Origin of the sequence: Pseudomonas sp. UME65, from assembly GCF_014170225.1 — a bacterium.
Lineage (GTDB): Bacteria > Pseudomonadota > Gammaproteobacteria > Pseudomonadales > Pseudomonadaceae > Aquipseudomonas > Aquipseudomonas protegens.
Window position 1 is genome coordinate 12,937 of sequence record NZ_LZZQ01000005.1, and the last position, 21,484, is coordinate 34,420.

17 protein-coding genes are annotated in these 21,484 nt (G+C 66.4%); 6 read left to right on the top strand and 11 right to left on the bottom strand.

The window, feature by feature from the left end:
- Nucleotides 1–138: 138 nt before the first annotated feature.
- The 5 genes from A9971_RS03775 to A9971_RS03795 all read right to left on the bottom strand — a co-directional run bounded on the left by A9971_RS03775 (nucleotide 139) and on the right by A9971_RS03795 (nucleotide 7,606).
- Complete coding sequence (locus tag A9971_RS03775) at nucleotides 139–1,893, bottom strand: acyl-CoA dehydrogenase (protein WP_183001430.1); 1,755 nt, start codon at nucleotides 1,891–1,893, stop codon at nucleotides 139–141.
- A 59-nt stretch (nucleotides 1,894–1,952) separates the two neighbouring features.
- On the bottom strand, nucleotides 1,953–3,194 hold the full coding sequence (locus A9971_RS03780) for a thiolase family protein (protein WP_015635945.1): 1,242 nt from the start codon (nucleotides 3,192–3,194) through the stop codon (nucleotides 1,953–1,955).
- Nucleotides 3,191–5,074, bottom strand: coding sequence for a feruloyl-CoA synthase (locus tag A9971_RS03785; protein WP_183001431.1), 1,884 nt, complete (start codon nucleotides 5,072–5,074; stop codon nucleotides 3,191–3,193). The genes A9971_RS03780 and A9971_RS03785 overlap by 4 nt, the downstream gene beginning before the upstream one ends.
- Nucleotides 5,075–5,221: 147 nt before the next feature.
- Nucleotides 5,222–6,670: an aldehyde dehydrogenase gene (locus tag A9971_RS03790; RefSeq protein WP_077934345.1), complete on the bottom strand. Its 1,449-nt coding sequence runs from the start codon at nucleotides 6,668–6,670 to the stop codon at nucleotides 5,222–5,224.
- A gap of 105 nt (nucleotides 6,671–6,775) precedes the next feature.
- Entirely contained in the window at nucleotides 6,776–7,606 is an 831-nt protein-coding gene (locus A9971_RS03795; RefSeq protein WP_015635948.1) for a p-hydroxycinnamoyl CoA hydratase/lyase, read from the bottom strand.
- Between the two features lie 207 nt (nucleotides 7,607–7,813).
- Here A9971_RS03795 and A9971_RS03800 point away from each other — a divergent pair, with 207 nt between their 5' ends.
- Entirely contained in the window at nucleotides 7,814–8,302 is a 489-nt protein-coding gene (locus A9971_RS03800) for a MarR family winged helix-turn-helix transcriptional regulator (RefSeq protein WP_015635949.1), read from the top strand.
- Nucleotides 8,303–8,356: 54 nt separating this feature from the next.
- Here the strand turns inward: A9971_RS03800 and A9971_RS03805 are convergent, their stop codons facing one another.
- Nucleotides 8,357–9,679, bottom strand: coding sequence for an OprD family porin (locus A9971_RS03805; RefSeq protein WP_183001432.1), 1,323 nt, complete (start codon nucleotides 9,677–9,679; stop codon nucleotides 8,357–8,359).
- Nucleotides 9,680–10,011: 332 nt separating this feature from the next.
- Here A9971_RS03805 and mhpT point away from each other — a divergent pair, with 332 nt between their 5' ends.
- Nucleotides 10,012–11,223 (top strand): 3-(3-hydroxy-phenyl)propionate transporter MhpT, encoded by a 1,212-nt coding sequence (mhpT, locus tag A9971_RS03810; RefSeq protein ID WP_053159126.1) that lies wholly within the window; start codon nucleotides 10,012–10,014, stop codon nucleotides 11,221–11,223.
- Between the two features lie 82 nt (nucleotides 11,224–11,305).
- Here mhpT and A9971_RS03815 read toward each other — a convergent pair whose 3' ends face one another.
- Both A9971_RS03815 and A9971_RS03820 read right to left on the bottom strand, forming a co-directional pair.
- A complete protein-coding gene (locus A9971_RS03815) occupies nucleotides 11,306–12,313 on the bottom strand; it encodes an NAD(P)-dependent alcohol dehydrogenase (protein ID WP_077934347.1) in 1,008 nt (335 codons plus the stop codon).
- 216 nt (nucleotides 12,314–12,529) lie between these two features.
- Nucleotides 12,530–13,501 (bottom strand): bifunctional helix-turn-helix transcriptional regulator/GNAT family N-acetyltransferase, encoded by a 972-nt coding sequence (locus A9971_RS03820; protein ID WP_183001433.1) that lies wholly within the window; start codon nucleotides 13,499–13,501, stop codon nucleotides 12,530–12,532.
- Between the two features lie 181 nt (nucleotides 13,502–13,682).
- On the opposite strand from A9971_RS03820, the gene A9971_RS03825 reads away from it, so the two are divergent.
- From A9971_RS03825 to A9971_RS03840, 4 genes are all read left to right on the top strand, one after another.
- Nucleotides 13,683–14,192, top strand: coding sequence for a sigma-70 family RNA polymerase sigma factor (locus A9971_RS03825; protein WP_011061763.1), 510 nt, complete (start codon nucleotides 13,683–13,685; stop codon nucleotides 14,190–14,192).
- Entirely contained in the window at nucleotides 14,189–15,172 is a 984-nt protein-coding gene (locus A9971_RS03830) for a DUF4880 domain-containing protein (RefSeq protein ID WP_183001434.1), read from the top strand. The genes A9971_RS03825 and A9971_RS03830 overlap by 4 nt, the downstream gene beginning before the upstream one ends.
- A gap of 116 nt (nucleotides 15,173–15,288) precedes the next feature.
- Nucleotides 15,289–17,709, top strand: coding sequence for a TonB-dependent siderophore receptor (locus A9971_RS03835; RefSeq protein WP_183001435.1), 2,421 nt, complete (start codon nucleotides 15,289–15,291; stop codon nucleotides 17,707–17,709).
- Between the two features lie 166 nt (nucleotides 17,710–17,875).
- Entirely contained in the window at nucleotides 17,876–18,817 is a 942-nt protein-coding gene (locus A9971_RS03840; protein ID WP_072441482.1) for an alpha/beta hydrolase, read from the top strand.
- 76 nt (nucleotides 18,818–18,893) lie between these two features.
- Here the strand turns inward: A9971_RS03840 and A9971_RS03845 are convergent, their stop codons facing one another.
- The 3 genes from A9971_RS03845 to A9971_RS03855 form a co-directional block, all read right to left on the bottom strand.
- Entirely contained in the window at nucleotides 18,894–19,364 is a 471-nt protein-coding gene (locus A9971_RS03845) for an Imm30 family immunity protein (RefSeq protein WP_183001436.1), read from the bottom strand.
- Between the two features lie 356 nt (nucleotides 19,365–19,720).
- Nucleotides 19,721–21,145, bottom strand: coding sequence for an isochorismate synthase (locus tag A9971_RS03850; RefSeq protein WP_072441479.1), 1,425 nt, complete (start codon nucleotides 21,143–21,145; stop codon nucleotides 19,721–19,723).
- Entirely contained in the window at nucleotides 21,138–21,461 is a 324-nt protein-coding gene (locus A9971_RS03855; RefSeq protein ID WP_026020138.1) for an isochorismate lyase, read from the bottom strand. Before A9971_RS03855 ends, A9971_RS03850 begins: the two co-directional genes overlap by 8 nt.
- Between the last annotated feature and the right edge of the window lie 23 nt (nucleotides 21,462–21,484).

Below are 21,484 nucleotides of genomic sequence, written 5' to 3' on the forward strand. Positions count from 1 at the left end.
CCGACAAGGCACCGGGATTAGCGGGCGATTATCGACCATCACCGTTCAGGCAGGCGACGAGCCCCACTACGAGGCTCACTGCTAAGCAAGCCTGTGGCGTGGTTCGCTTCGATATTGGATCCAATAGCCTGCATCGCCTCAGATAAAGGCCAGCGCCGCCCGGGCGCCGCGCACCGCCGTCATCCGCTGTTCGACCTGGGGCAACAGGTAGCTGAAAAAGAACCCCGCCGTCTCAAGCTTCGCCCCACGCAGCGGATCGCCCTCGGGCAAACTGTGCGAGACCCGCGCCGCCCGAGCCCAGGCCAGCGCCAGCAGGCTCAGGCCACACAACGCCAGAAAATCCCCGGCCGCGCGATACGGGTACTCGGCATCCTCCAGCGCCCACTGCTGCACCTGGGCAACCAGTGCCTGCAACGCCTCGGCCAGATCCGCCAACGACCGGGCGAACCCAACGCACTCGGGCACCTGGGCGCCGTGCCCGGCCTCATCGCGCAATTGCTCAAGCAACAGCGCGAAGCCCTGCCCGCCATCCCCCAGCACCTTGCGCAACAGCAGATCGTTGGCCTGAATCTCGTTGCTGCCTTCGTAGATCATGGCGATGCGGCTATCGCGCAGGGTCTGCTCGATGGCGAACTCGGCGACGTAGCCGTAGCCGCCGAAGACCTGCAAGGCGTTGCTGGCCTGACGAAAGCCCTGCTCGGTAAAGAACGCCTTGATGATCGGCGTCAGCAGTTGCGCCAGCTGATCGGCCTGGCGCCGGACCTGGGGTTCAGGGTGATGCTCGGCCTGGTCCAGCAGGTGCGCGGCCCAGTAGCCGATGGCCCGCAGGCCTTCGCTGGTGGCGCGCAATTCCAGCAGCACGCGGCGCATGGCCGGGTGGTAGCGAATCGGGTCGGCGGCCTGGGCGGCGACACCGGCGGGGCGCAATGGCGCACGCATCTGTTGGCGTTCGCCAGCGTAGTCACGGGCGTTCTGCCACGCCGCTTCGACATGCCCCAGGCCTTGCAGGCCCACGTGCAGGCGCGCCGAATTCATCATCACGAACATCGCTGCCAGGCCGCGATGGGCCTCGCCCACTAGCCAGCCCTGGGCCGCCTCGAACACCAGGGAACAGGTGGCGCTGCCCTTGATCCCCATCTTGTGTTCGATGCCGTCGCAGCGCACGCCGTTGCCCCGGCCCTGCTGCAAGCGCTTGGGCACCAGGAACAGCGAGATTCCCCGGCTGCCCTCCGGCGCGCCCGGCAGCCGGGCCAGCACCAGATGCAGGATGTTGTCGGTGAGGTCATGCTCGCCGCCGGAAATGAACAGCTTGCTGCCGCTGAGGCGATAGCTGCCATCGGCCTGGGGCTCGGCACGACAGCGCAACAGGCCGACATCACTGCCGGCCTGGGGCTCGGTCAGGCACATGGTGGGCAGGCTCGCGCCGCTGATGATCTCGGGCAGGTAGCGCTCCTGGAGCCAGGGCGCGCCGTGGGTCTTGAGGCACAAGTAGGCGCCGTGGGCGATGCCGGTGTACATGGCCCAGGCGTGGTTGCTGGCATAGAGCATCTCTTGCAGCGCCGCGTCCAGCAGCTGCGGCAGGCCCTGGCCACCCAAAGCTTCGGCGCAGGCCAGGGCCGGCCAGCCGCCCTCGACATAGGCCCGATAGGCCTCGGCAAAACCCTGTGGGGTGCTGACCTGCCCGTCCGCCCACTGGCAACCCTGGCGATCGCCGCTGGCATTCAGCGGCGCCAGTACGTCCTGGCTGAAACGCGCGGCCTGCTCCAGCACCTGCAGCGCCAGGGGCAGGTCCAGCGCCTCGAACGCCGGGCTGCGACGCCACGCTTCGGGGGCCTCCAGCCAGTGCTCAAGGACAAATTGCATATCGCGCAGCGGCGCCTGGTAGCTCCACATGGGGACACCTCATCGAGTAGAAATAGAGTGGCCCGCCAGGGGCGGCGGGCCGGTCGGACTCAGCCGCGCCAGGCCGGGTTTTCGATCAACAGCGCCATGCCCTGGCCACCTCCCACGCAGGCGGCGGCGATCCCGTAGCGCAGGTTGTGCTCGCGCAGTTGCCGGGCTAGGGTCAGCACCAGGCGCAGGCCGCTGGCGGCCAGGGGATGACCCAGGGCCAGGGAGCCGCCCTGGACATTCAGGCGATCACTGTCCAGTTCCAACTCCCGGGCTACGGCCAGCACCTGGGCCGCCTGGGCCTCGTTGACTTCAAGGCGGCCAATCTGCGTCAGACTCAAGCCGCTGCGCTGCAGGAGCAGGCGGATCGCCGGGGCCGGACCGATACCCATGAGCTCCGGCGCCACCCCGACCACCGCACTGGCCCGCAACAGCGCCAGGGGCCTGTCCCTGCAAGCCGACGCCCGACCAACCAGGGCCGCCGCCGCGCCATCGACCACCGCGCAGCTGTTGCCGGCGGTCTGCACCCCGCCTTCGTGAATCGTCCGCAATCGCGCCAGGGCAGAAAGCTCACTGGGGCGCGGATGGCTGTCCTGGCTGACTGTCTCGACTCCACGCGGCAGGCAAATGCCGCGCGGTCGATAACCGTCGAGCTCGAAGGTCTGCTGGCTCACGGCGACGATTTCCGGCGCGAACCAGCCCGCCTGCTGGGCCGCCAGGGCCCGCTGATGGCTGGCGCAGGCATAGCCGTCCACGGCTTCGCGGGTCAGGCCGTAACGCCGGGCCAGGTTGTCGGCGGTGGCGATCATGTCCAGCCCCGGCGCCGGGTCGTACAGTGCCTCCCATAAAAAGTCCTTGAACTGCACCGCCGCCCCCAGGCGGAAGCCGCCGCGATGGGTGTAGGCGGCAATCGGGTTGCGCGACATCGATTCACTGGCCACGCACAACGCCAGTTGCACCTCGCCCCGCACCTGCTCGGCTGCCTGGCGCAGCAGCTCGAAACCGGTGGCGCAGATGCGCTGCACCCCCAGGGCCGGCACCGCTTGCCCGACACCGCTGTACAGGCCGATGTGCCGAGGCAGCAGGTAGGCGTCGAAACTGGCCTGGGCCATGGAACCGGCCAGCACGCTGTCCACCGCCCGGGCATCGATGCCGGCGCGCAGCAGTACCTCGCGCCCGACCTTGATCCCCAGATCGATCGGCGAGATCTCGGCCAGGTCCCCGCCAAGGTCGACCCAGGGCGTGCGCAACGCCTCAAGGATCGCCACATCGGCAAACCCGCTGTACTGCCCGGCGCCGTTCATGGCTTGGGCTCGGCGCGCAGGATCGACGGCTCGCGGCCGCGATACAGGTCCTCGACCTGTTCGGCGCGCCACTGCAACACCGCGCGCTGGTTGATCGAGCCCTTGTCGGTGATTTCCCCGCGGTCGATGGACGCCGGCTCTACCTGCAGGGCGATCCACTCCAGGCGGCTGGCATTGCCGCTGGCCTCGCGATTCAGGCGCTGCAACCAGTCGCCGAACCACTGGCGCACCGGCGCGCTGGCCAGCACCTGGGCGTCGCTGGCCTCGGCGGCCAGCCCCGCCAGCCGCCGGCATTCATACAGCCGTGGGAACACCAGGGCGCCCAGGCACTCGCGGTCCGGTGCGGCCACCACCAGGTCCTGGACATAAGGCGAGCCTTCGAGCACCGCGCGATTGCGCAGCGGGCCAACGCTGACAAACACCCCGGACGACAACTTGAAATCCTCGGCGATGCGCCCGTCGAACATCAGCCCCATCTGCGGGTCGTGGGGGTCGGCGAGCTTGAGCGCATCCCCCGAGCAGTAGAAGCCCAGGGCATCGAACACCTCGGCGGTCTGCTGCGCCGCGCGCCAGTAGCCGGGCATGATGTGCGGCCCGCGAAAACGCCCTTCGAGCTTGCCGTCCACCGGCACCAGGCGCACCTCGCAACCCGGCGCCGGCAGGCCGATGTAACCGGCCATCGACAGCGGCCCGGTGGTGAAGGTGCAAGACGGCGCGGCCTCGGTCATGCCGAGCCCGGCCATCATGCGGATACGTTCGCCGCAATGCTGCTCGGCGACCCGGTCCAGGCGGTCCCAAACACTTTGCGAAAGCCCGGCGGCGGCGAAGAAGAACAGGCTCATGCGCTTGAAAAAACACTCGCGCAGCTCGGCATCCTGCTCCAGGGCATTGACCAGCTCCTCCCAGCCCTTGGGCACGGTCAGGTAGGCGGTGGGCGAAATCTCCTTGAGGTTACGCAAGGTTTCGGCAAAGCCCTGGGCCGTGGGCTTGCCATCGTCCAGATAAAAACTGCCGCCGTTGTAGAGCACGATGCCGACGTTATGGCTGCCACCGAAGGTGTGGTTCCAGGGCAGCCAGTCCACCAGCACCGGCGGCTCTTCACCGAACACCGGGAAGGTCTGCAACAGCATCTGCTGGTTGGCGCAGAGCATGCGCTGGGTGGTGATCACCGCCTTGGGCAGCTTGGTCGAGCCCGAGGTGAAGAGAAACTTGGCGATGCTGTCCGGGCCGGTGGCGGCAAAGGCCGCATCGGCCTCGGCAGCACCGGGCTCGGCCAGCAGGCTGGCGAAGCTCGCCTGGCGTCGCCCCGGCACCTGGCCGCGCACGCAGATCAGCGGCGTCTCGGGTGGCAGCACCGCGTCGATGGCCCGCTGGTAGGCGCCAGCATCGCTGACAAACACCAGCCCCGGCTGCAACAGGTCGCAGACGTGGCGCAGCTTGGCAAAGTCCTGGGACAGCAGCGAATAGGCCGGCGACACCGGACAATAGGGAATCCCGGCGTACATCGCGCCCAGGGCCAGTTGCAGGTGTTCGATGTCATTGCCCGAGAGCAGCGCCAGCGGCTTGTCGGCCGACAAACCGTAGCCGAGCAGGCCCTGGGCGATGGCGCGCACGCTGTCGAGCATCTGCCCATAGCTGACCCGGCGCCAGTCGCCGCCGTCCTCGCGGGCGGCGATGAAGGTCTGCTCGGGACGCACCCGGGCCCAGTGCAACAGACGATCGAGCAAGCGCTGCGGCAAGGGCGCCAGAGGTTCCAGGGAACGCATATGCAACACGCCCTGCTCTTCACTGACGGCAACCGCCGGCCGGCCAATGGACACCTGACGGTAACGCGGCGGCTCGGCCACGGGTGGGGATGGCGCTCTGAATTGGCAACTCACGTACATGTCCTCCATCAAGGCACGCCTGCGCCGCGCACGCAGGGCGACGGCTGGCAAGCGTGGCAGCCGGTGGCTGCGGCCTTGTTATTGTTATGCCTGGCCTGCACACGGGCCGCGTGCTCAAGGCACCGCGCCCGTGGCGACGGATCAGATCGGGTAGTGCCGCGGGCCGTTCTGCAAGGTGACCCAGCGCAATTGGGTGAAGTGTTCGATCGAGGCCTTGGCGCCAAAACTGCCGTAGCCGCTGGACTTGACGCCGCCAAACGGCATCTGCGCCTCGTCATGCACGGTGGGCCCGTTGATATGGCAGATACCCGACTCGACCCGTTGCGCCAGGGCCAGGGCCCGCCCGGTGTCGCGGCTGAAAATCGCCGCCGACAGGCCGAACTCGGAATCGTTGGCCAAGCGCAACAGTTCTTCATCACCGCTGCCGCGCAATACCACCGCCACCGGGCCGAAGGACTCCTCGCGGTACAGGCGCATGGCGTCGGTGACGCCGTCGAGCAGGGTCGGCTGCAGAATGCTGCCGTCCAGTTGCCCGCCGACCACCCGCCGCGCGCCCTGCTCCAGGGCATCGTCGATCAGCGCCCGGATGCGCGTGCCAGCGCTGGCATCCACCAGCGAACCGAGCACCGAGTCCGCGGCCGCCGGGTCGCCGGCACGCAGGCTCTCGACCTTGGCCGCCAGCTTGGCGACGAAGGCATCGGCCACCTTGGCATCGACGATCAGGCGCTCGGTGGACATGCAGATCTGCCCCTGGTTGAAGTAGGCGCCAAACGCCGCGGCCGCGACAGCCGCATCCAGGTCGGCGTCGTCCAGCACCAGCAGCGGCGCCTTGCCGCCCAGCTCCAGCAGGGCCGGCTTGAGGTGGCGCGCCGCAAGCTCGCCGACAATCCGCCCGACATGGGTCGAACCGGTGAAGTTGACCCGGCGCACCGCCGGGTTGGCGATCAGGCGCTCGACAATCGCCGCGGCATCGGCCGGGGCATTGCTGATGACGTTGACCACGCCATCGCCCAGGCCGGCGTCCTGCAGCACCTGGCCGATCAGGCGATGAGCCGCCGGGCTCAGTTCGGACGCCTTGAGCACCACGCTGTTGCCGCAGGCCAGGGGCATGGCGATGGCCCGGGTGGCGAGAATCACCGGGGCGTTCCATGGCGCGATGCCCAGCACCACGCCGCAGGGTTGGCGCAGGGCCATGGCGAAACTGCCGGGGACATCCGAAGGGATGACTTCACCGGTGATCTGGGTGGTCATCGATGCCGCTTCACGCAGCATGTTGGCCGCCAGGCGCACGTTGAAGCCGTACCAGTTGGCCATGGCCCCGGTCTCGCCAGCGGCGGCAATGAATTCGCCGCTGCGGGCCTGCAATTGCTCGGCGGCCCTGAGCAGACGGCTGCGGCGTTCGTTGGGGGCCAGGGCCGCCCAGGCGGGGAATGCGGCCTGGGCCGCGGCCACGGCGGCGTCGGCATCGTCCAGGGTCGCGGCGGCCACGCGCGAAACCACAGCGCCGGTCACCGGGTTGCGGCGTTCGAAGGTTCGACCGTCGCCGGCGGGGCGCGACTGGCCACCAATCAGCAGGGGCACGTCCAGCATGGTGATTCCTCTTGTTGTCTTTGTCGGGAATACAGCGCAGCGGTGCAACAGTAATACCAGGGGCATGGCGAACAGCGGGATGCGCCCGCCGTTCGCCGGCCGGGCTCAGCGTTTATACGCCTGCAGGCCGGGCTTGATGCTCTTGTCGTCGAGGAACTGCTTCATGCCCTGCTCGCGGCCGCCTTCGGTGTCCAAAAGGCGCGACTGATCGAGCTTGGCGTACAGGTAGTCTTCGTTCTGCTCCCAGGTCAGCTCGCGGCAACGCTTGAAGCCATGCTTGGCGGCACGCAGCACCACCGGGTTTTTCTCCAGCAGGTTGCGCGCCAGCTCGATCGTGACTTCACGCAGTTGCGCCAGGGGCACGCTGTCGTTGACCAGGCCCATTTCTGCAGCTTTCTGCCCGCCGAAAGTCTTGCCGGTCATGATGTAGTACAGCGACTGGCGGTGACCGACGGTGTCGGCCATGGCCTTGCTCACCAGGTTACCCGGCGGGATGCCCCAGTTGATTTCCGAGAGGCCGAAGGTCGCCTCGTCGGCGCAGATCGCCAGATCGCACGCCACCAGCGGGCTGAAGCCGCCGCCGAAGCACCAGCCGTTGACCATGGCGATGGTCGGCTTGGCGTACATGCGCAGCAGTTTCCACTGCCACTGGGAGGCTTCGCGGCGGATTTTTTCCTGAAGGATCTCCGGCCCGGCATCCACCTCGCGGAAGTATTCCTTGAGGTCCATGCCGGCGGTCCAGGCCTCGCCGGCGCCGGTCAGCACCAGCACGCCGGCGGCCGGGTCCTGCTCCAGGGTTTCCAGCACGTCGATCATTTCCCGGTTCAGGGTCGGGCTCATGGCGTTGCGTTTTTCCGGGCGATTGAGAATGACCCAGGCAATGCCTTCTTCGATTTCGACCTTGACCGTTGTCCAGCGACCTTCGTAGTTGCTCATGGCGATGCTCTCTTGTTCTGGTTTGAAGATGGGTCGAAATTAAACCGCAGAATTAGTTATGTCAATTAACTATTAATATGATTAACCATTTTCCTTCGCCCTGGAAAAATCCTTCTGCAACGCCTGCAAACACAGGCAAACGTAGCTATCAGCGGCTGACCCCGGCAAACTGGATAGCCTTGTTAACCGACCCAGGATGTTTTTGTCATGGCCAAGCCCGCTCCCCTCGCCGACCCGCGCGAGGCCCCACCCGCCAACGCCGAGGTACAGGCGCCGCTGGATTCGGCACTGGACGAACTGATTGGCTACGCCATGCGTCGCGCCCAACTCAAGCTGTTCCAGAACCTGATCGGCCGGCTCTCGGCCCACGACCTGCGCCCCGCGCAGTTCTCGGCCCTGGCGATCATCGACAGCAACCCGGGGCTGATGCAGGCCGACCTGGCTCGCGCCCTGGCCATCGAGCCGCCGCAAGTGGTGCCCCTGCTCAATAAACTGGAAAGCCGCGCGCTGGCGGTGCGGGTGCGCTGCAAGCCGGACAAGCGCTCTTACGGGATTTTTCTGAGCAAGACCGGCGAAACCCTGCTCAAGGAGCTCAAGCAGATCGCCGCGCAAAGCGACGTCGACGCCACCTCGGCCTTGAGCGCCGGGGAGCGCGAAGAGCTGCTGCGCCTGCTGAAGAAGGTGTACCAGGACTGAACCCAAGGTGCCGGCACAGGGCCGGCACGCTGACGCAGCAAGGCGCTTGCGGGCCTACCAGATCGGCAAGGTGTAGAGCACCAGGAAGCGGGTCTGGTTTTCATCGCGGAACGCTGCGCCCGCCGGGAAATCATTGCGATAGATCGACTTGCGCGCCACCAGCCCGAGGTTCTTCAACGGGCCGCTCTGCAGCACGTACCCCAACTCCATTTGAAACTCGCGCTCCTTGCGCTCACTGGCATTGAACGCCGACAGCTCGATATTGCCGCCACGCACGTAACGCAGCCGACTCTTGAGCCCGGGCACACCGGCGGCGGCAAAGTCATAGTCGTAGATGGCTTGCCAGGTGCGCTCCTTGGCATTGAGAAAGTCCGAACTCATGGTCAGCTCGCTCATGCCCATCAACTCGGTGCCGGAGATGTAGGGCGTGGCCGTGTCGCCGCTGGAATGCATGTAGCCCAGGCTCACCCGGTGCCCGCCGAACTTGTAGCCAAACAGCGCCGAGAGGTTGCGGTTGTCGACCCGGCCGGCCTTGGCACTGCCGTCTTCCCGGCTGAAAAAACTGCGCAGGTCGCTGCTCAGCACGCCATCGCCCAGGGGCAGGTTGTGCAGCAGGGCCAGAGTGTCCTGCTGGTAGAGGTCGGCCACCTGCGCGTGATAGGCGCGCAGGCTGAGGTCCTTGTTGACCTGGTAGTCGCCCCCCAGGTACGCCAGGTGCGAGGTGCTGGCCGTGGCATTGAAACGCCGGTTGGGCGAGGCAATGGTCATGGCCTGGTAGTCAGTGGAGTCGCGCTTGTTGATGCGGTCGATGTAGCCGGTGTTGAGGGTCAGGCCGTCGATATCCCTGGAACTCAGGGTGGTGCCACGAAAGGTCTGCGGCAGCAGGCGCGACGGGCTGGCAAAGGCAAACGGCAGGAAGATCGAGACATCGCCGGTCTTCACCGTGGTCTGGGCAAAGCGCAGTTTGGCGGTGGGCGCCAGCCGCGAGTATTCATCGGCGGCGCGCTTGTCGCTGGCCGACACCGGCAGCAGTTCGGTGCCGCTGCGGTCCGGCGAGGAATCGAGCTTGACCCCCAGCAGCCCGCGCACATCCAGGCCGAAACCGACGCTGCCCTCGGTGAACCCCGACTCCATGTTCATGATGAAACCCTGCGCCCATTCCCGCGCGGCGGTCTTCGCCCCATCGTCCTTGTAGTCGCGATCCAGGTAGTAATTGCGCAGGGTCAGGGTGCCGTGGCTGTCGTCGATAAAACCCGCCGCCCAGAGTGGGCCAGGCAACAGGCTCAAGCCCAGCAAGGCCAGAGCCAGCCGCGTGGGGCGACTGGGCACACAGGAAGCTGACGCCGCAGCAACGGCGTTGGTGGGGATATTTGGCATGTCCGATGTCCATTTTTTGTTGTTGTTTTAGGTGTCGAGCGAGGGCCTGGCAGCCGACGTCGCGGACAGAGAATGGAAACAGCCCAAGCCTTACGTCAATCACAAACGACCGATAATCGAACATTAATATTATTATCTATTTTTTAAAAAAATCCTCAGTGTCAGTTTATCTATCTGATTTAAATCACATTATTTGCATTTATTGTCCGAAATTAAGGCGCTATTCATTTTTTAGTTATCTTTGTTATCTTAATCACCAGCCACCAGCGCCGGCGCATTCAGGCTCGGCGTCCGGCTGGTCACCACAACAAAAACAACAATGAGGTTTGCCCATGGACAGTCCATCGCGTCGTTCGACGCTGACCATCGCTTTGTGTTTTATCGTTGCGCTGATCGAGGGGTTCGATCTGCAAGCGGCCGGCACCGCCGCTGCCGGATTGCGCCAGAGCTTCGCCCTGGACCCGAAGATGATGGGCTGGGTGTTCAGCGTCGGGATCATCGGCCTGCTGCCCGGGGCGTTCTTCGGCGGCTGGGTCGCCGACCGTATCGGGCGCAAGAAGATCCTGGTCGGCGCGGTGCTGCTGTTCGGCCTGTTCTCGCTATGCACGGCCTACGTCGAGAGTTATTCGAGCCTGCTGCTGGTGCGCTTCATGACCGGCCTCGGCCTGGGCGCGGCGCTGCCCAACCTGATCGCCCTCTGCGCCGAAGCGGTGAGTGAACGTCGCCGGGGGACGGCCATCAGCGTCATGTACTGCGGCGTGCCCCTGGGCGGCGCGCTGGCAGCGGTGGTGGCGATGTTCTCCAGCGAACATTGGCAGACCACTTTTATCATCGGCGGCCTGGTACCACTGCTGGTGGTGCCGCTGATGGCCTGGCTGCTGCCGGAATCCAGCGCCTTTCGCCAACACACTACCAGTGCCGGCACCCGCCGTGCCTCCACGACCCAGGCGCTGTTCGGCGAAGGTCGCGGGCGCACCACACTGGCCTTGTGGCTGAGTTATTTCTTCACCCTGACCGTGATGTACATGCTGCTCAACTGGCTGCCGTCACTGCTGCTCGAGCAAGGCTTTAGCAAACCCCAGGCGGGGCTGGTGCAGATGCTGTTCAACATAGGCGGCGCCCTTGGCTCGCTGCTCGGCGGCCTGCTGCTGGATCGCTGCAACGGGATCAAGGTGGTGCTGTTCGTGTACGCCGGGTTGCTGGCGGCGCTGGCCGGGGTCGGGCTGTCCGTGGGCATTGTTCCCATGACCGTGGCCGGTTTTGCTGCCGGGCTGTTCGTGATGGCCGCACAATTGGTGCTCTATGCCCTGGCGCCGCCCGCCTACCCGACCGCGGTGCGTGCCACCGGCGTCGGCGCTGCCGTGGCCATCGGCCGCCTGGGCTCGGTGGCCGGGCCCCTGGCCGCCGGGCAGATCCTCGCCGCCGGCGCCGGCACTGCGGGCGTGCTGCTGGCCACGTCCCCAGGGCTGGTCATCGCTGCGCTGTCGATCCTCACTGTCATCGCCCGGGCCAACGCCACGCCTGAGCTCAAGCCGGCGCATTGAGCCGAGGCGGCAATGCGGGCCAACGCCACACCTGGGCTGCGGCAACCCCGAGTCCAACCCGGGTGTCGCCGCGATCAACGCCTCAGAACGTCAGGCAGATTTTCCCCAGGTGCGCGCCCGAGGCTTCATGGGCGAAGGCCTTGGCGATCTCGGCCAGGGGGAAGGTGCTGTCGATGATCGGCTTGATGCCGGTGGCTTCCAGGCCCCGGACCATTTCGATCTGCTGCTGGCGGCTGCCGACGATCAGCCCCTGCAGGCGCTGTTGCCTGGCCATCAGCGCCGCCGTCGGCACCGGTCCGGCCCAGCCGGTGAGCACGCCGATCAGGGCGATGTGCCCGCCAATGCGGCACGCGTTGATCGACTGCGGCAAGGTGCCCGGGCCACCGACTTCCACCACGTGATCGACGCCGCGACCGCCGGTGAGCTTGAGCACTTCAGCACCCCACTCGGGGTGGGTGCGATAGTTGAGGGTATGGTCGGCCCCCAGCTCGCGCACCTTGGCCAGCTTGGCGTCCGAGGAGGAGGTGGCGATCACCGTGGCGCCCATGGCCTTGGCCAGTTGCAGGGCGAAGATCGACACCCCGCCGGTGCCCAGCACCAGCACGGTTTCCCCGGCCTTGAGCGCGCCGTCCACCACCAGTGCGCGCCAGGCAGTCAGGCCGGCGGTGGTCAGGGTCGCCGCCTCGGCATGGCTGTAGCCCTTGGGCGCATGGGTGAACCAGTGGCTGGGCTGGATCACCACTTCACGGGCGTAACCGTCGACGCCATCGCCCGGAGTGGTGCTGAAATCGGCGATCGCCGGGCCGCCATCGTGCCAATGGGGAAAGAAGCAGGACACCACCGCATCGCCCACCTCGAACTCGCTGACGCCCTCGCCCACCGCTTCCACGACCCCGGCGCCATCGGCCATGGGAATCCGCCCGTCGGCGGTAGGCAGCGCGCCGGTCACCACGGCGTAATCGTGGAAGTTCAAGGAACAGGCATGGATACGCACGCGGATCTGCCCGGCGCCGGGCTGGCCGGGGTCTGCCAGCTCCACGCGCTTCAGGTTGTCCAGGGATGCCGGCAGGCTGAGCTTGATGGCTTGCATGGGATGCTTCTCCACAGATCGATAATCATCAGGGGGCTAACCCTACCACCAGTACCGGCTATCTGTAGCCGCTGCACAAGGCTGCGAACGGCTTGGGCGGCATTCCGACGCAGCAGACGCAGGTTTTCAGGGCCGCCACAGGCTCGGCTCGGGACCGCCAGGCAAGGCCCTGCGGGCCTTTGCGCAGCTTCGCAGGCTCAGCAGCGGCTACAGCGCTCAGCGGATGGTGTCGCGCTGCGCCACCCTTGCTCGCACAAAACACTGCTCGGTCACTGGCGCGCCCCATTGCTCGCCCTCTTGCTCCTGCACCAGCACAAAGCCCTGTTCCTCATACAACGCGCGCGCCGCATCCAGGCCCTTGAAGGTCCACAGCCGGGTAGCGGCAAAACTCCACTGGTCACAAAAGCCCAGGGCCTCGACCAGCAGCCGCCGGCCCAGCCCCTGGCCGCGGGCGGCCTCATCGAGAATGAAGCAACGCAGGAGCGCCTCGCCGCCCTCGCCCTCCCCATCAATGGCGATGGAACCGACAATCCGTTCCCCCTGCAGCGCCACCCAGACTTCATTGCGCGGGTTGTGCAAACGCCCCATCAATTCGGCCATGTCCCGCGCCACCAGGCTTTCGAAAGGCTGGCCGAAACCCGCCAGATCCGCGTAGTAACGGGCGTGCATTTCGGCGATGCGGCCAATCACTCCGGGCCGGTAGCCACGGGCGATGGAGCAGCGCTCGGGCGGCTCGGGCACGTCTCCCAGCCGCACCGCACGCAATGCCCGGGCGTAGTCGGCGATGCCCGCACAGGCGCTGCGCTGCTGTGCCGGGCTCAGGTGGGCCAGGGCCGCGGCCACCTGGGCCTGGGCGAAACGGTCGATGCCGGCCAGGGTCTGGCGCCCCCGGGCGCTGAGCTGCAGCTTCTTGGAGCGGGCGTCCTGGTCATGGGCCTGCTCGCTGATCTCGCCGGCGTCCACCAGCTTGCGCACCAGGCGGCTGACGCTGGATTTCTCCAGGCCCAGCAGGGTCACCAGGTCACCGGCGGTCAGGGCATTGCCCTGGCCGATCTCCAGCAGTGCGTGCACCGCCGAGGGCGGGTAGTCGGTGGCGGCCAGGGTGGCCTGCATGAAGCCCAGCTCGCGGACCATCTGCCGGGAGGCCTGGCGCAGTGATGGGATAAGGGAAGCGGATGAACTCGGCATGGGCGTGACCTCGCAAGTGAGGCATTTAGTTGTACCTTGCAACCAATTAAACCGCAACCCTGCTCACTTTTCCGAGTGGCAGTCAGCCCTGGTGAACGGCAATAAAAACTCAAGCACTCACTAATGAGAAGCATTACCATAAACGCCCATTTCACCCACCTCGACCTCGGAACCCTTATCGATGGTGCCCAACCCTTCGCTACAGCACGCCGTGGGCGAGCTCTACCTCCAGCATCACAACTGGGTGGTGCAACTGCTGCGACGCAAGCTCGGCAACCAGGACCAGGCCATGGACCTGGCACAGGACACCTTTGTGCGCATCTTGCGCAGCGAGCGACTGCCGGTACTGCGCGAACCCCGGGCCTACCTCAACACCGTGGCCAGCCGCCTGTGCGGGCAGTATTTCCGGCGCCAGGCCCTGGAGCGCGCCTACCTGGAAACCCTGGCGCAGCTGGAGCCGCAGTACCAGCCCTCGCCGGAAACCCGGCTGCTGGTGCTTGAGGCCCTGGACGCCGTGGGCCAGGTGCTGGACGGCCTGGGCAGCCGGGTGCGCGAGGTGTTTCTGCTGTCCCAGCTCGAAGGCCTGACCTACCCGCAAATTGCCCAACGCCTGCAGCTCTCGGTCAACGTGGTGCAGAAAGCCATGCTCAAGGCCTACCGCCACTGCTACGCGGCGGTGTACCCGGGATGAACGCCTTCCAGCCAGTGGACGATCAGGGCGCCGTGGAGCAGCAGGTACTGGACCAGGCCCTGGAGTGGCTGGTGCTGCTGCAATCGGGCATCAGCCTCCCCGAGCAGCAGGCCGCCTGCCTGGCCTGGCGCCGGGCCGACCCGCAGCATGAGCTGGCCTGGCAGCGCCTGGCCGGCATCGGCCAGGACCTGCGCGACAGCACCCGCAGCCTGCCCGCGCCCCACGCCCGGCAACTACTGCAGGCTCGCAGCCACCCCGGGCGGCGCACCCTGCTCAAGGGCATCGTCGGCCTGGGCGTGGTGGCCGCCAGCAGCTGGAGCGTGCGCGAAGGGTTGCTGTTGCCGCAGCTGTTCAGCGACTACCACACCAGCACCGGCGAGCGCCGCCAGCTGCAACTGGCCGCTGGCGCCAGCCTGCAACTGGACACCCGCACCAGCCTCGACCAGAAGGCCAGCCCCCAGGGCCTGCAACTGCGGCTCAACAGCGGCCGCCTGTTGCTGACCCTGGGCAACGCCGCGCCCGTGCAGGTCACCACCACCGATGGGCACATCCAGCTCGCCCCGCGCTCGCAGTTGATCCTCAGCGTCGGCTTGCCGGGCATCAACGGCACCCGGGTACAACTGCTCGCCGGCAGCGGCTCGGTGAGCACCGCCCATGCCCCTGCGCTAAGCCTGGACCCGGGCCAGCAAGTGGATATCGCCCAACAGCGGATCAGCGCCCTGGCCGCCGTGCCCACCACGGCCAATGCCTGGACCCAGGGCCTGCTGATCGCCGAGCGTCGCCCCCTGGGCGAGGTGATCGCCGAACTCGACCGCTATCGCCCCGGCCTGCTGCGCTGCTCCGCCGAAGTCGCCGGGTTGCGGGTTTCCGGCTCGTTCTCCCTGGACCAGCCGGACGCCAGCCTCGATTTGCTGGCCAGGACCCTGCCGATTCGCATCCGGCGGGTAATGGGGTACTGGGCCTCCGTGGACGCTGCCTGATTGTTTTCCTGTTTTTTTCAGGGCGGCGGCAGTTTTTTCAATCTCGTGCATCAAGACCAGGGAAGAAGCTGGAAAACAGCTCAGCGCCATCCCTTCCCAACCCACGGATTTTCCTTATGCACATTCGCCTTACGCCCCTTGCCGCGACCTTGCGCCCGGTCATCATCGGCCTGTCCATCGCCAGCACCAGCCTGCCGCTGCTGGCCACGGAAGCCGGCGCCGCCGTGACCGACCACCAGCAGCGCGACTACGCCATCGCCCCGGGCAACCTGGACCAGGTGCTGGGCATCTTCGGCCAGCAATCGGCAAGCATGATCGCCATCGACGCCAACCTCAGCGCCGGTAAGCGCAGCACCGGCCTCAATGGCCGCTTCAGCGTGGCCGAAGGCCTGCAGCGCCTGCTCAAACCCCTGGGCCTGCAAGCCGTGGCCGAGGGCGCGGGCTATCGGGTAATACAGGCCGTCGGCGGTGAACGGGTCGAGCTGGGAGCAACCACGGTCACCACCAACCAGCTGGGCACCGTCACCGAAGGCAGCGGCTCCTACACGCCGGGCACCATCGCCACCGCCACCCGGCTAGTGCTGACACCGCGGGAAACCCCGCAGTCGATCTCGGTGGTGACCCGCCAGGCCATGGATGACTTTGGCCTCAACTCCATCGACGAGGTGATGCGCCATACCCCAGGCATCACCGTGGCCACCTACGACAGTGACCGCACCAGCTACTACTCCCGCGGTTTTGCCATTCAGAACTTCCAGTACGACGGGATTCCGATCCTGCAGGACGCACAGTACTCCTCGGGCCACACCCTCACCGACACGGTGATCTACGACCGCGTGGAAATACTCAAGGGTGCCACCGGCCTGCTCACCGGTGCCGGTGGCCCCGGCGGCACCATCAACATGGTGCGCAAGAAACCCACTGCCGAATTCGCCGGGCACATCGACCTGGGGGCCGGTTCCTGGGACAACTACCGTTCGCAGGTCGATGTCAGCGGCCCCCTGACCGACAGCGGCAATGTCCGCGGGCGGATGGTCGCCGCCTATCAGGACAAGAAATCCTTCCTTGACCACTACCAGCGCCAGACCAGCGTCTACTACGGCATCCTCGAGTTCGACCTGTCACCGGACACCCTGCTGACCGTCGGCGCCGACTATCAGGACAACGACCCCAAGGGTTCCAGCTGGTCGGGCAGCAGTTCGCTGTACGACTCCAAGGGCAACGCCATCAGCACCTCGCGCTCCTACAACAACGGCGCGAGCTGGAGCCGCTGGTCGCAATACACCCGCACCGTGTTCAGCACCCTGGAGCACAGCTTCGCCAACGGCTGGGTGGCCAAGGCCCAATACAACCACCAGATCAATGGCTACAACGCGCCCTTGGGTTCGCTGATGTCGCCCAATGCCGAGACCGGCATCGCCTCGCTGCTGACCCGCAAGTACACCGGCGAAACCGTCAGCGACAGCGGTGACCTCTACGCCACGGGCCCCTTCGACCTGCTGGGGCGCGAGCATCAGTTGGTGGTCGGTGCATCGATCTCCAACTCGCACTGGAAAGGCCGGGACTTCACCAGCGCCACCAATCACGACAATTTCTACGACTACTTCAACTGGGACGGGCACAGCCCCAAGCCCGATTGGGGCAGCATGACCAAGAAGAACGACGAGACCACCCGCCAGAGCGCCGGCTACATGACTGCGCGCTTTAGCCTCAACGATGATCTTTCGTTGCTGCTCGGCAGCCGGATCAACAACTACGAGGTCAGCGGTACCAGCCGGACCAAGGACACCGGCAAGGTCATTCCCTATGCTGGGGTGGTCTACGACCTCGACCAGAACTTCTCCGTCTATGCCAGCTACACCGAGATCTACCTGCCCCAGGACGACTACCGCGACCGCAACGACAAGGTGCTCAAGCCCGACGAAGGCACCAACTACGAGGTGGGCCTCAAGGGCGAGTTCTTCGACGGTCGCCTGAACTCCAGCCTGGCCTACTTCGAGGTGCATGAAGAAAACCGGCCAGTGGATGACCTGGCCTACAACGCCAACCCCACCACCCCCGGGCTGGACTATGCGTCCAAGGGCATCAAGTCCAAGGCCAAGGGTTATGAAGCGGAAGTCTCCGGAGAGCTCGCTCCCGGCTGGCAACTGCAGGCCGGTTACACCCACAAGATCATTCGCGACCAGAGCGGGGCCAAGGTCTCCACCTGGGAACCGGAAGATCAGGTCAACCTCTATACCAGCTACAAGCTGACCGGCAGCCTCGACAAGCTGACCCTGGGCAGCGGCGTGCGCTGGCAGGGCACTGGCTGGAAGATACTCAGCAACTACGGCAAGGGCACCGAGGAAAAATTCGCCCAGGACCCTTACTGGCTGGTGGACCTGATGGCCCGCTACCAGATCACCGAGAACGTCTCGGCCACCCTCAACGTCAACAACCTGTTCGACAAGAAGTACTTCACCAATATCGGCTTCTACAACTCGTCGTACTACGGCGACCCGCGGAATGTGATGCTCAGCACTCGCTGGAACTTCTAAAGCCCCACCGTCGTGGCCCGCCCCGGCAGCGGGTGGCCACGGCGCTTGCCGACCCTCTCTGTAGCATTTGCTAACCCTTGCCGCCGACCGTTGCGCCGAAATTCCTGCAGCCGTCGCGGCACATCTGTTAAAACGCGTTTTCGACTGTCCTGCGGTGAAGCCTTCCATGTCCCCAACCCTGCCCCAGCGCCTGCGCCGTCGCTGGTTTTCCCTGCTGTGCATGGCCGCGCTGGTGGTCGGCCTGCCGGTGAGCTGCGCGGTGCTCGAACACAAGGAACGCCAACTGGTGTTTCGCATCGAGCCCGGCACCGCTGGTTGGTATCGCGGCCTGCCGAGCACGGTGCAGGAATTCGAACTCAAGCCGAAAAGCTTCAAGGCCGGGCAGAACATCCACGCCTGGTGGTGGCCGGCACAACGCGCCGATGCCCCGGCGATCCTCTACCTGCACGGGGTCCGCTGGAACCTCACTGGCCAGCTGTTTCGCATCGAGCAGCTGCACGCCCTGGGTTACTCGGTGCTGGCCATCGACTACCGCGGCTTTGGCCAGAGCCACGGCGACCTGCCCTCGGAAAGCAGCGTGTATGAAGACGCGCGCATCGCCTGGGAGCGGCTCAAGGTCTTGCAGCCCGACGCCAGCAAGCGCCTGATCTACGGCCATTCCCTGGGTGGCGCGGTGGCCATCGACCTGGCCGCCGAACTGGGGCGCCAGGCCGCCAGCGCCAAGGCGCCGACCGCCGCTCGCGGGCTGATCGTCGAATCCACCTTCACTACCCTGGCCGACGCTGCCGCGGCGGTGACCAAGACCTCCCTGCCGGTGCGCTGGGTGATGTCGCAGAAGTTCGACTCCATCGACAAGATCCGCGAGATCGGCATGCCGCTGCTGGTGGTGCACGGCCTGAAGGACGACTACGTGCCGCCGCGCCTGAGCAAGGAATTGTTCCAGGCCGCCCTGGAGCCGAAGAAACTGCTGCTGGTGCCCGGCGGCACCCACAACAACAGCATGAGCCTGGCGGGCAAGGACTACGGCCAGGCCATCAACGCCCTGCTGCGTGCCAAACCCAGCCAAAAATTCGCCGGCCCGCCCCCCACCGCCGCCCCCACCAGCTGAAGCTGGCTTGTATAGGAGCTGGCTTGCCAGCGAATGGGCCCGCGGCACCTGCAAAAAACCTGTCCCTAGACGTCCCTCACGCAGCCGGCTGAGCCGCCACCATGACCACCACGGTCTTGGCCAGGAATGCCGGAGACTGCTGATTGATCGAATCGGCCAACTCCAGGGCCGCCGCCTTGACCGCAGGCGCCGCTTCGCGCAAGGCACGGACCATCTCCAGGCGCGCGGGCTCGCTGTTGAGCACCCGCATGAAAAGCGTCTGCGCCCACCTCGGGCTGTGTTCCTGCAAGCCGGGCAGCGCCGCCAGCAACGCCGGCACATACACAGCATCATCGAAATGCTCGGCGGCGTGAATCAGCGAAAACATCACCTCGTCATATTCGGCCTCATCGTCGAGCAACGACAACAGCGGGCCAATGCTGGCCGGGTCGGCCAACTGGGCCACCTCGGCGATGCAGGCGTCGATGCGCCGCACAAGGTTCTCGCCAGGGTCGTTGAAGGCGTTTTCGAGCTTTAGCAGGATGTCGGTCAACACGTCGAATTTCATGGGTACTCGCCAGGGAGCTCGAAGGGAGGGAGGCGCAACGATACGCCATCGACACCATCCGCGAAATCGGCATGCCGCTGCGGGTGGTCCATGGCCTGAAGGACGACTACGTACCGCCGCGCCTGAGCCTGGCGGGCAAGGGCTCCGGTCAGGCCATCAACGCCCTGGTGCATTCCTTCGCCATGAACCGCGCCAACTGGCCGCTGCGCGGCTCGCCGGCAAGCCGGCTCCTACGGGTGCACACCCGCTCATCCGTAGGAGCTGGCTTGCCAGTGAAGAGGCCCGCAAGAGCGTCGCATTCCTTCGCCACGAACCGCGCCAACTGGCCGCTGCGCGGTTCGCCGGCAAGCCGGCTCCTACAGGGAGAGGCCGAGCTTTTCGTAGGTGGCGGCCGGTTGCGGGCGCAGGGCTTCGCCGATGGTGCGCAACTTCAGGCAGGTTTCCTGGTATTCGCTCGCAGGGTCCGACTCGCCGACGATGCCGCAGCCGGCAAACAGGTGCGCCTGGTTGCCGCGAATCAAGGCCGAGCGCAGGGCCACGGCAAACTCGCCATCGCCCTCGGCGTTCAGCCAGCCCACCGGGGCGGCGTACCAGCCACGGTCCAGTTGCTCATGCTCGCGGATATAGCCCAGGGCCTTGCCCCGAGGCAGGCCGCCCACCGCCGGGGTCGGGTGCAGGGCATCCACCACTTGCAGCAGATCGACCTGGGGCCGCAACCGCCCCAGCACCGGGGTCAGCAGGTGCTGGACGTGGGCCAGGCGGTGCAATTGCGGCTGCGGGGGAATCTCCAGCATCGCGCAGTAGGGCTGCAGGGCTTCGCGCAGGGTCTGCACCACCAGGGCGTGTTCATGGCGGTCCTTGGCGCTGTCCATCAGGGCCTGGCCCAGTTCCGCGTCCTGCTGCTCATGCTGGCCGCGCGCGCAGGTGCCGGCCAGGGCCACGGTGTTGAGGGTGCCGCGGGCCAGGCGCACCAAGCGTTCCGGCGTGGCACCGAGAAAGCAGCTGTCGCCACGGCTGAAGGCGAACAGGAAGGCCTGGGGATAGGCCGCCCTGAGGTTTTCCAGCAGCGGCCCGCAAGGAATGCTGCGGCTCGCCCGCAGGCAGACTTCCCGGGCCAGTACTACCTTGCTCAGCTCGCCGCCCTGGATCCGCGCGATGGCTCGGGCCACGCAGTCCTGCCAGCGGTCGGCTGCCTGGGTGTCGTCCTCGGCCTGGGTGCCAACGGGCATCTGTGCCAAGGGGGCGTGGGTATAGCGCGCCTGCAACAGGGCCCACTCCGCCTCCAGGGCACCGGCGCACTGGGCCACGTCGGCGCCGGGCTCGATCCACAGGCTGAACAGCCAGTGCTGCTGCTCGCCTTCGCGCAGCAGCAGGATCCGCGGCAGCACCAGGGACGTGGCGGCGAACGACTGCCACTGGGCACTGCGCGGGCCCTGGGGGTCGAAGGCAAAGCCGCCGCACAGGTAGGCCCGCTTGGGCCCGACCTGATGGGCCTGCAGCAGCAACTGGCGCCAGGCCTGGGTACTGGCGGCAAAACGCTCGGCGGCCGGCGGGCTGATTTCTTCGGTGCAGCCGAACCCGGCCAGGGCCAGGGCGCCCTGGTCGCTGGACCAGAACAGGCTCTGGCCGAACACCTGGCGGTTGGCGGCAAACAGCCGCAGCGGCTCCAGGCGCTCGGCGGCCAGGCTGTACACCACCAGCACCGCCCGCCCCCTGCGTCGGGCCAGGGATTCGCCCTTGCGCAGGGCCCGGGTCAAGCCGGACAGGCAGGATTCACTCATCTTGGGCTCCTTGATCCAGCCCGTGCTGACGGCGCCAGTGGCGCACTTGCTGGGCAATGTTCCAGTGGATGATCTGGGCAAACAGCGGCACCACGAACATCGGGTCCAGGCTCGCCTGCTCGGCCCATTGCCGACGTTGCGGGAGCATCGCCGCAACCCGCTCCGGGGCGGCAATGCTGTCCTCGGTCGGCTTGAACTGCGCCGCCGCCTTGACGTAGGCCAGGCGCCGGCCCAGGGCCTGGATGATCTGCTGGTCCATGGCGTCGATACCGCAGCGGACGTCGTCCAGGCCGCTGCACTGCTCGGGTGTCTTCATGTCGGGGTCTACCAAGGGAAAAT

What these genes read in the sequence shown, in the direction of transcription:
- A9971_RS03775 (WP_183001430.1), bottom strand. Translation starts at nt 1,893, where the DNA reads ATGTGGAGCTACCAGGCGCCGCTGCGCGATATGCAATTTGTCCTTGAG.
- A9971_RS03780 (WP_015635945.1), bottom strand. Translation starts at nt 3,194, where the DNA reads ATGAACGGCGCCGGGCAGTACAGCGGGTTTGCCGATGTGGCGATCCTT.
- A9971_RS03790 (WP_077934345.1), bottom strand. Translation starts at nt 6,670, where the DNA reads ATGCTGGACGTGCCCCTGCTGATTGGTGGCCAGTCGCGCCCCGCCGGC.
- A9971_RS03795 (WP_015635948.1), bottom strand. Translation starts at nt 7,606, where the DNA reads ATGAGCAACTACGAAGGTCGCTGGACAACGGTCAAGGTCGAAATCGAA.
- A9971_RS03800 (WP_015635949.1), top strand. Translation starts at nt 7,814, where the DNA reads ATGGCCAAGCCCGCTCCCCTCGCCGACCCGCGCGAGGCCCCACCCGCC.
- A9971_RS03805 (WP_183001432.1), bottom strand. Translation starts at nt 9,679, where the DNA reads ATGCCAAATATCCCCACCAACGCCGTTGCTGCGGCGTCAGCTTCCTGT.
- mhpT (WP_053159126.1), top strand. Translation starts at nt 10,012, where the DNA reads ATGGACAGTCCATCGCGTCGTTCGACGCTGACCATCGCTTTGTGTTTT.
- A9971_RS03815 (WP_077934347.1), bottom strand. Translation starts at nt 12,313, where the DNA reads ATGCAAGCCATCAAGCTCAGCCTGCCGGCATCCCTGGACAACCTGAAG.
- A9971_RS03820 (WP_183001433.1), bottom strand. Translation starts at nt 13,501, where the DNA reads ATGCCGAGTTCATCCGCTTCCCTTATCCCATCACTGCGCCAGGCCTCC.
- A9971_RS03825 (WP_011061763.1), top strand. Translation starts at nt 13,683, where the DNA reads ATGGTGCCCAACCCTTCGCTACAGCACGCCGTGGGCGAGCTCTACCTC.
- A9971_RS03830 (WP_183001434.1), top strand. Translation starts at nt 14,189, where the DNA reads ATGAACGCCTTCCAGCCAGTGGACGATCAGGGCGCCGTGGAGCAGCAG.
- A9971_RS03835 (WP_183001435.1), top strand. Translation starts at nt 15,289, where the DNA reads ATGCACATTCGCCTTACGCCCCTTGCCGCGACCTTGCGCCCGGTCATC.
- A9971_RS03840 (WP_072441482.1), top strand. Translation starts at nt 17,876, where the DNA reads ATGTCCCCAACCCTGCCCCAGCGCCTGCGCCGTCGCTGGTTTTCCCTG.
- A9971_RS03845 (WP_183001436.1), bottom strand. Translation starts at nt 19,364, where the DNA reads ATGAAATTCGACGTGTTGACCGACATCCTGCTAAAGCTCGAAAACGCC.
- A9971_RS03850 (WP_072441479.1), bottom strand. Translation starts at nt 21,145, where the DNA reads ATGAGTGAATCCTGCCTGTCCGGCTTGACCCGGGCCCTGCGCAAGGGC.
- A9971_RS03855 (WP_026020138.1), bottom strand. Translation starts at nt 21,461, where the DNA reads ATGAAGACACCCGAGCAGTGCAGCGGCCTGGACGACGTCCGCTGCGGT.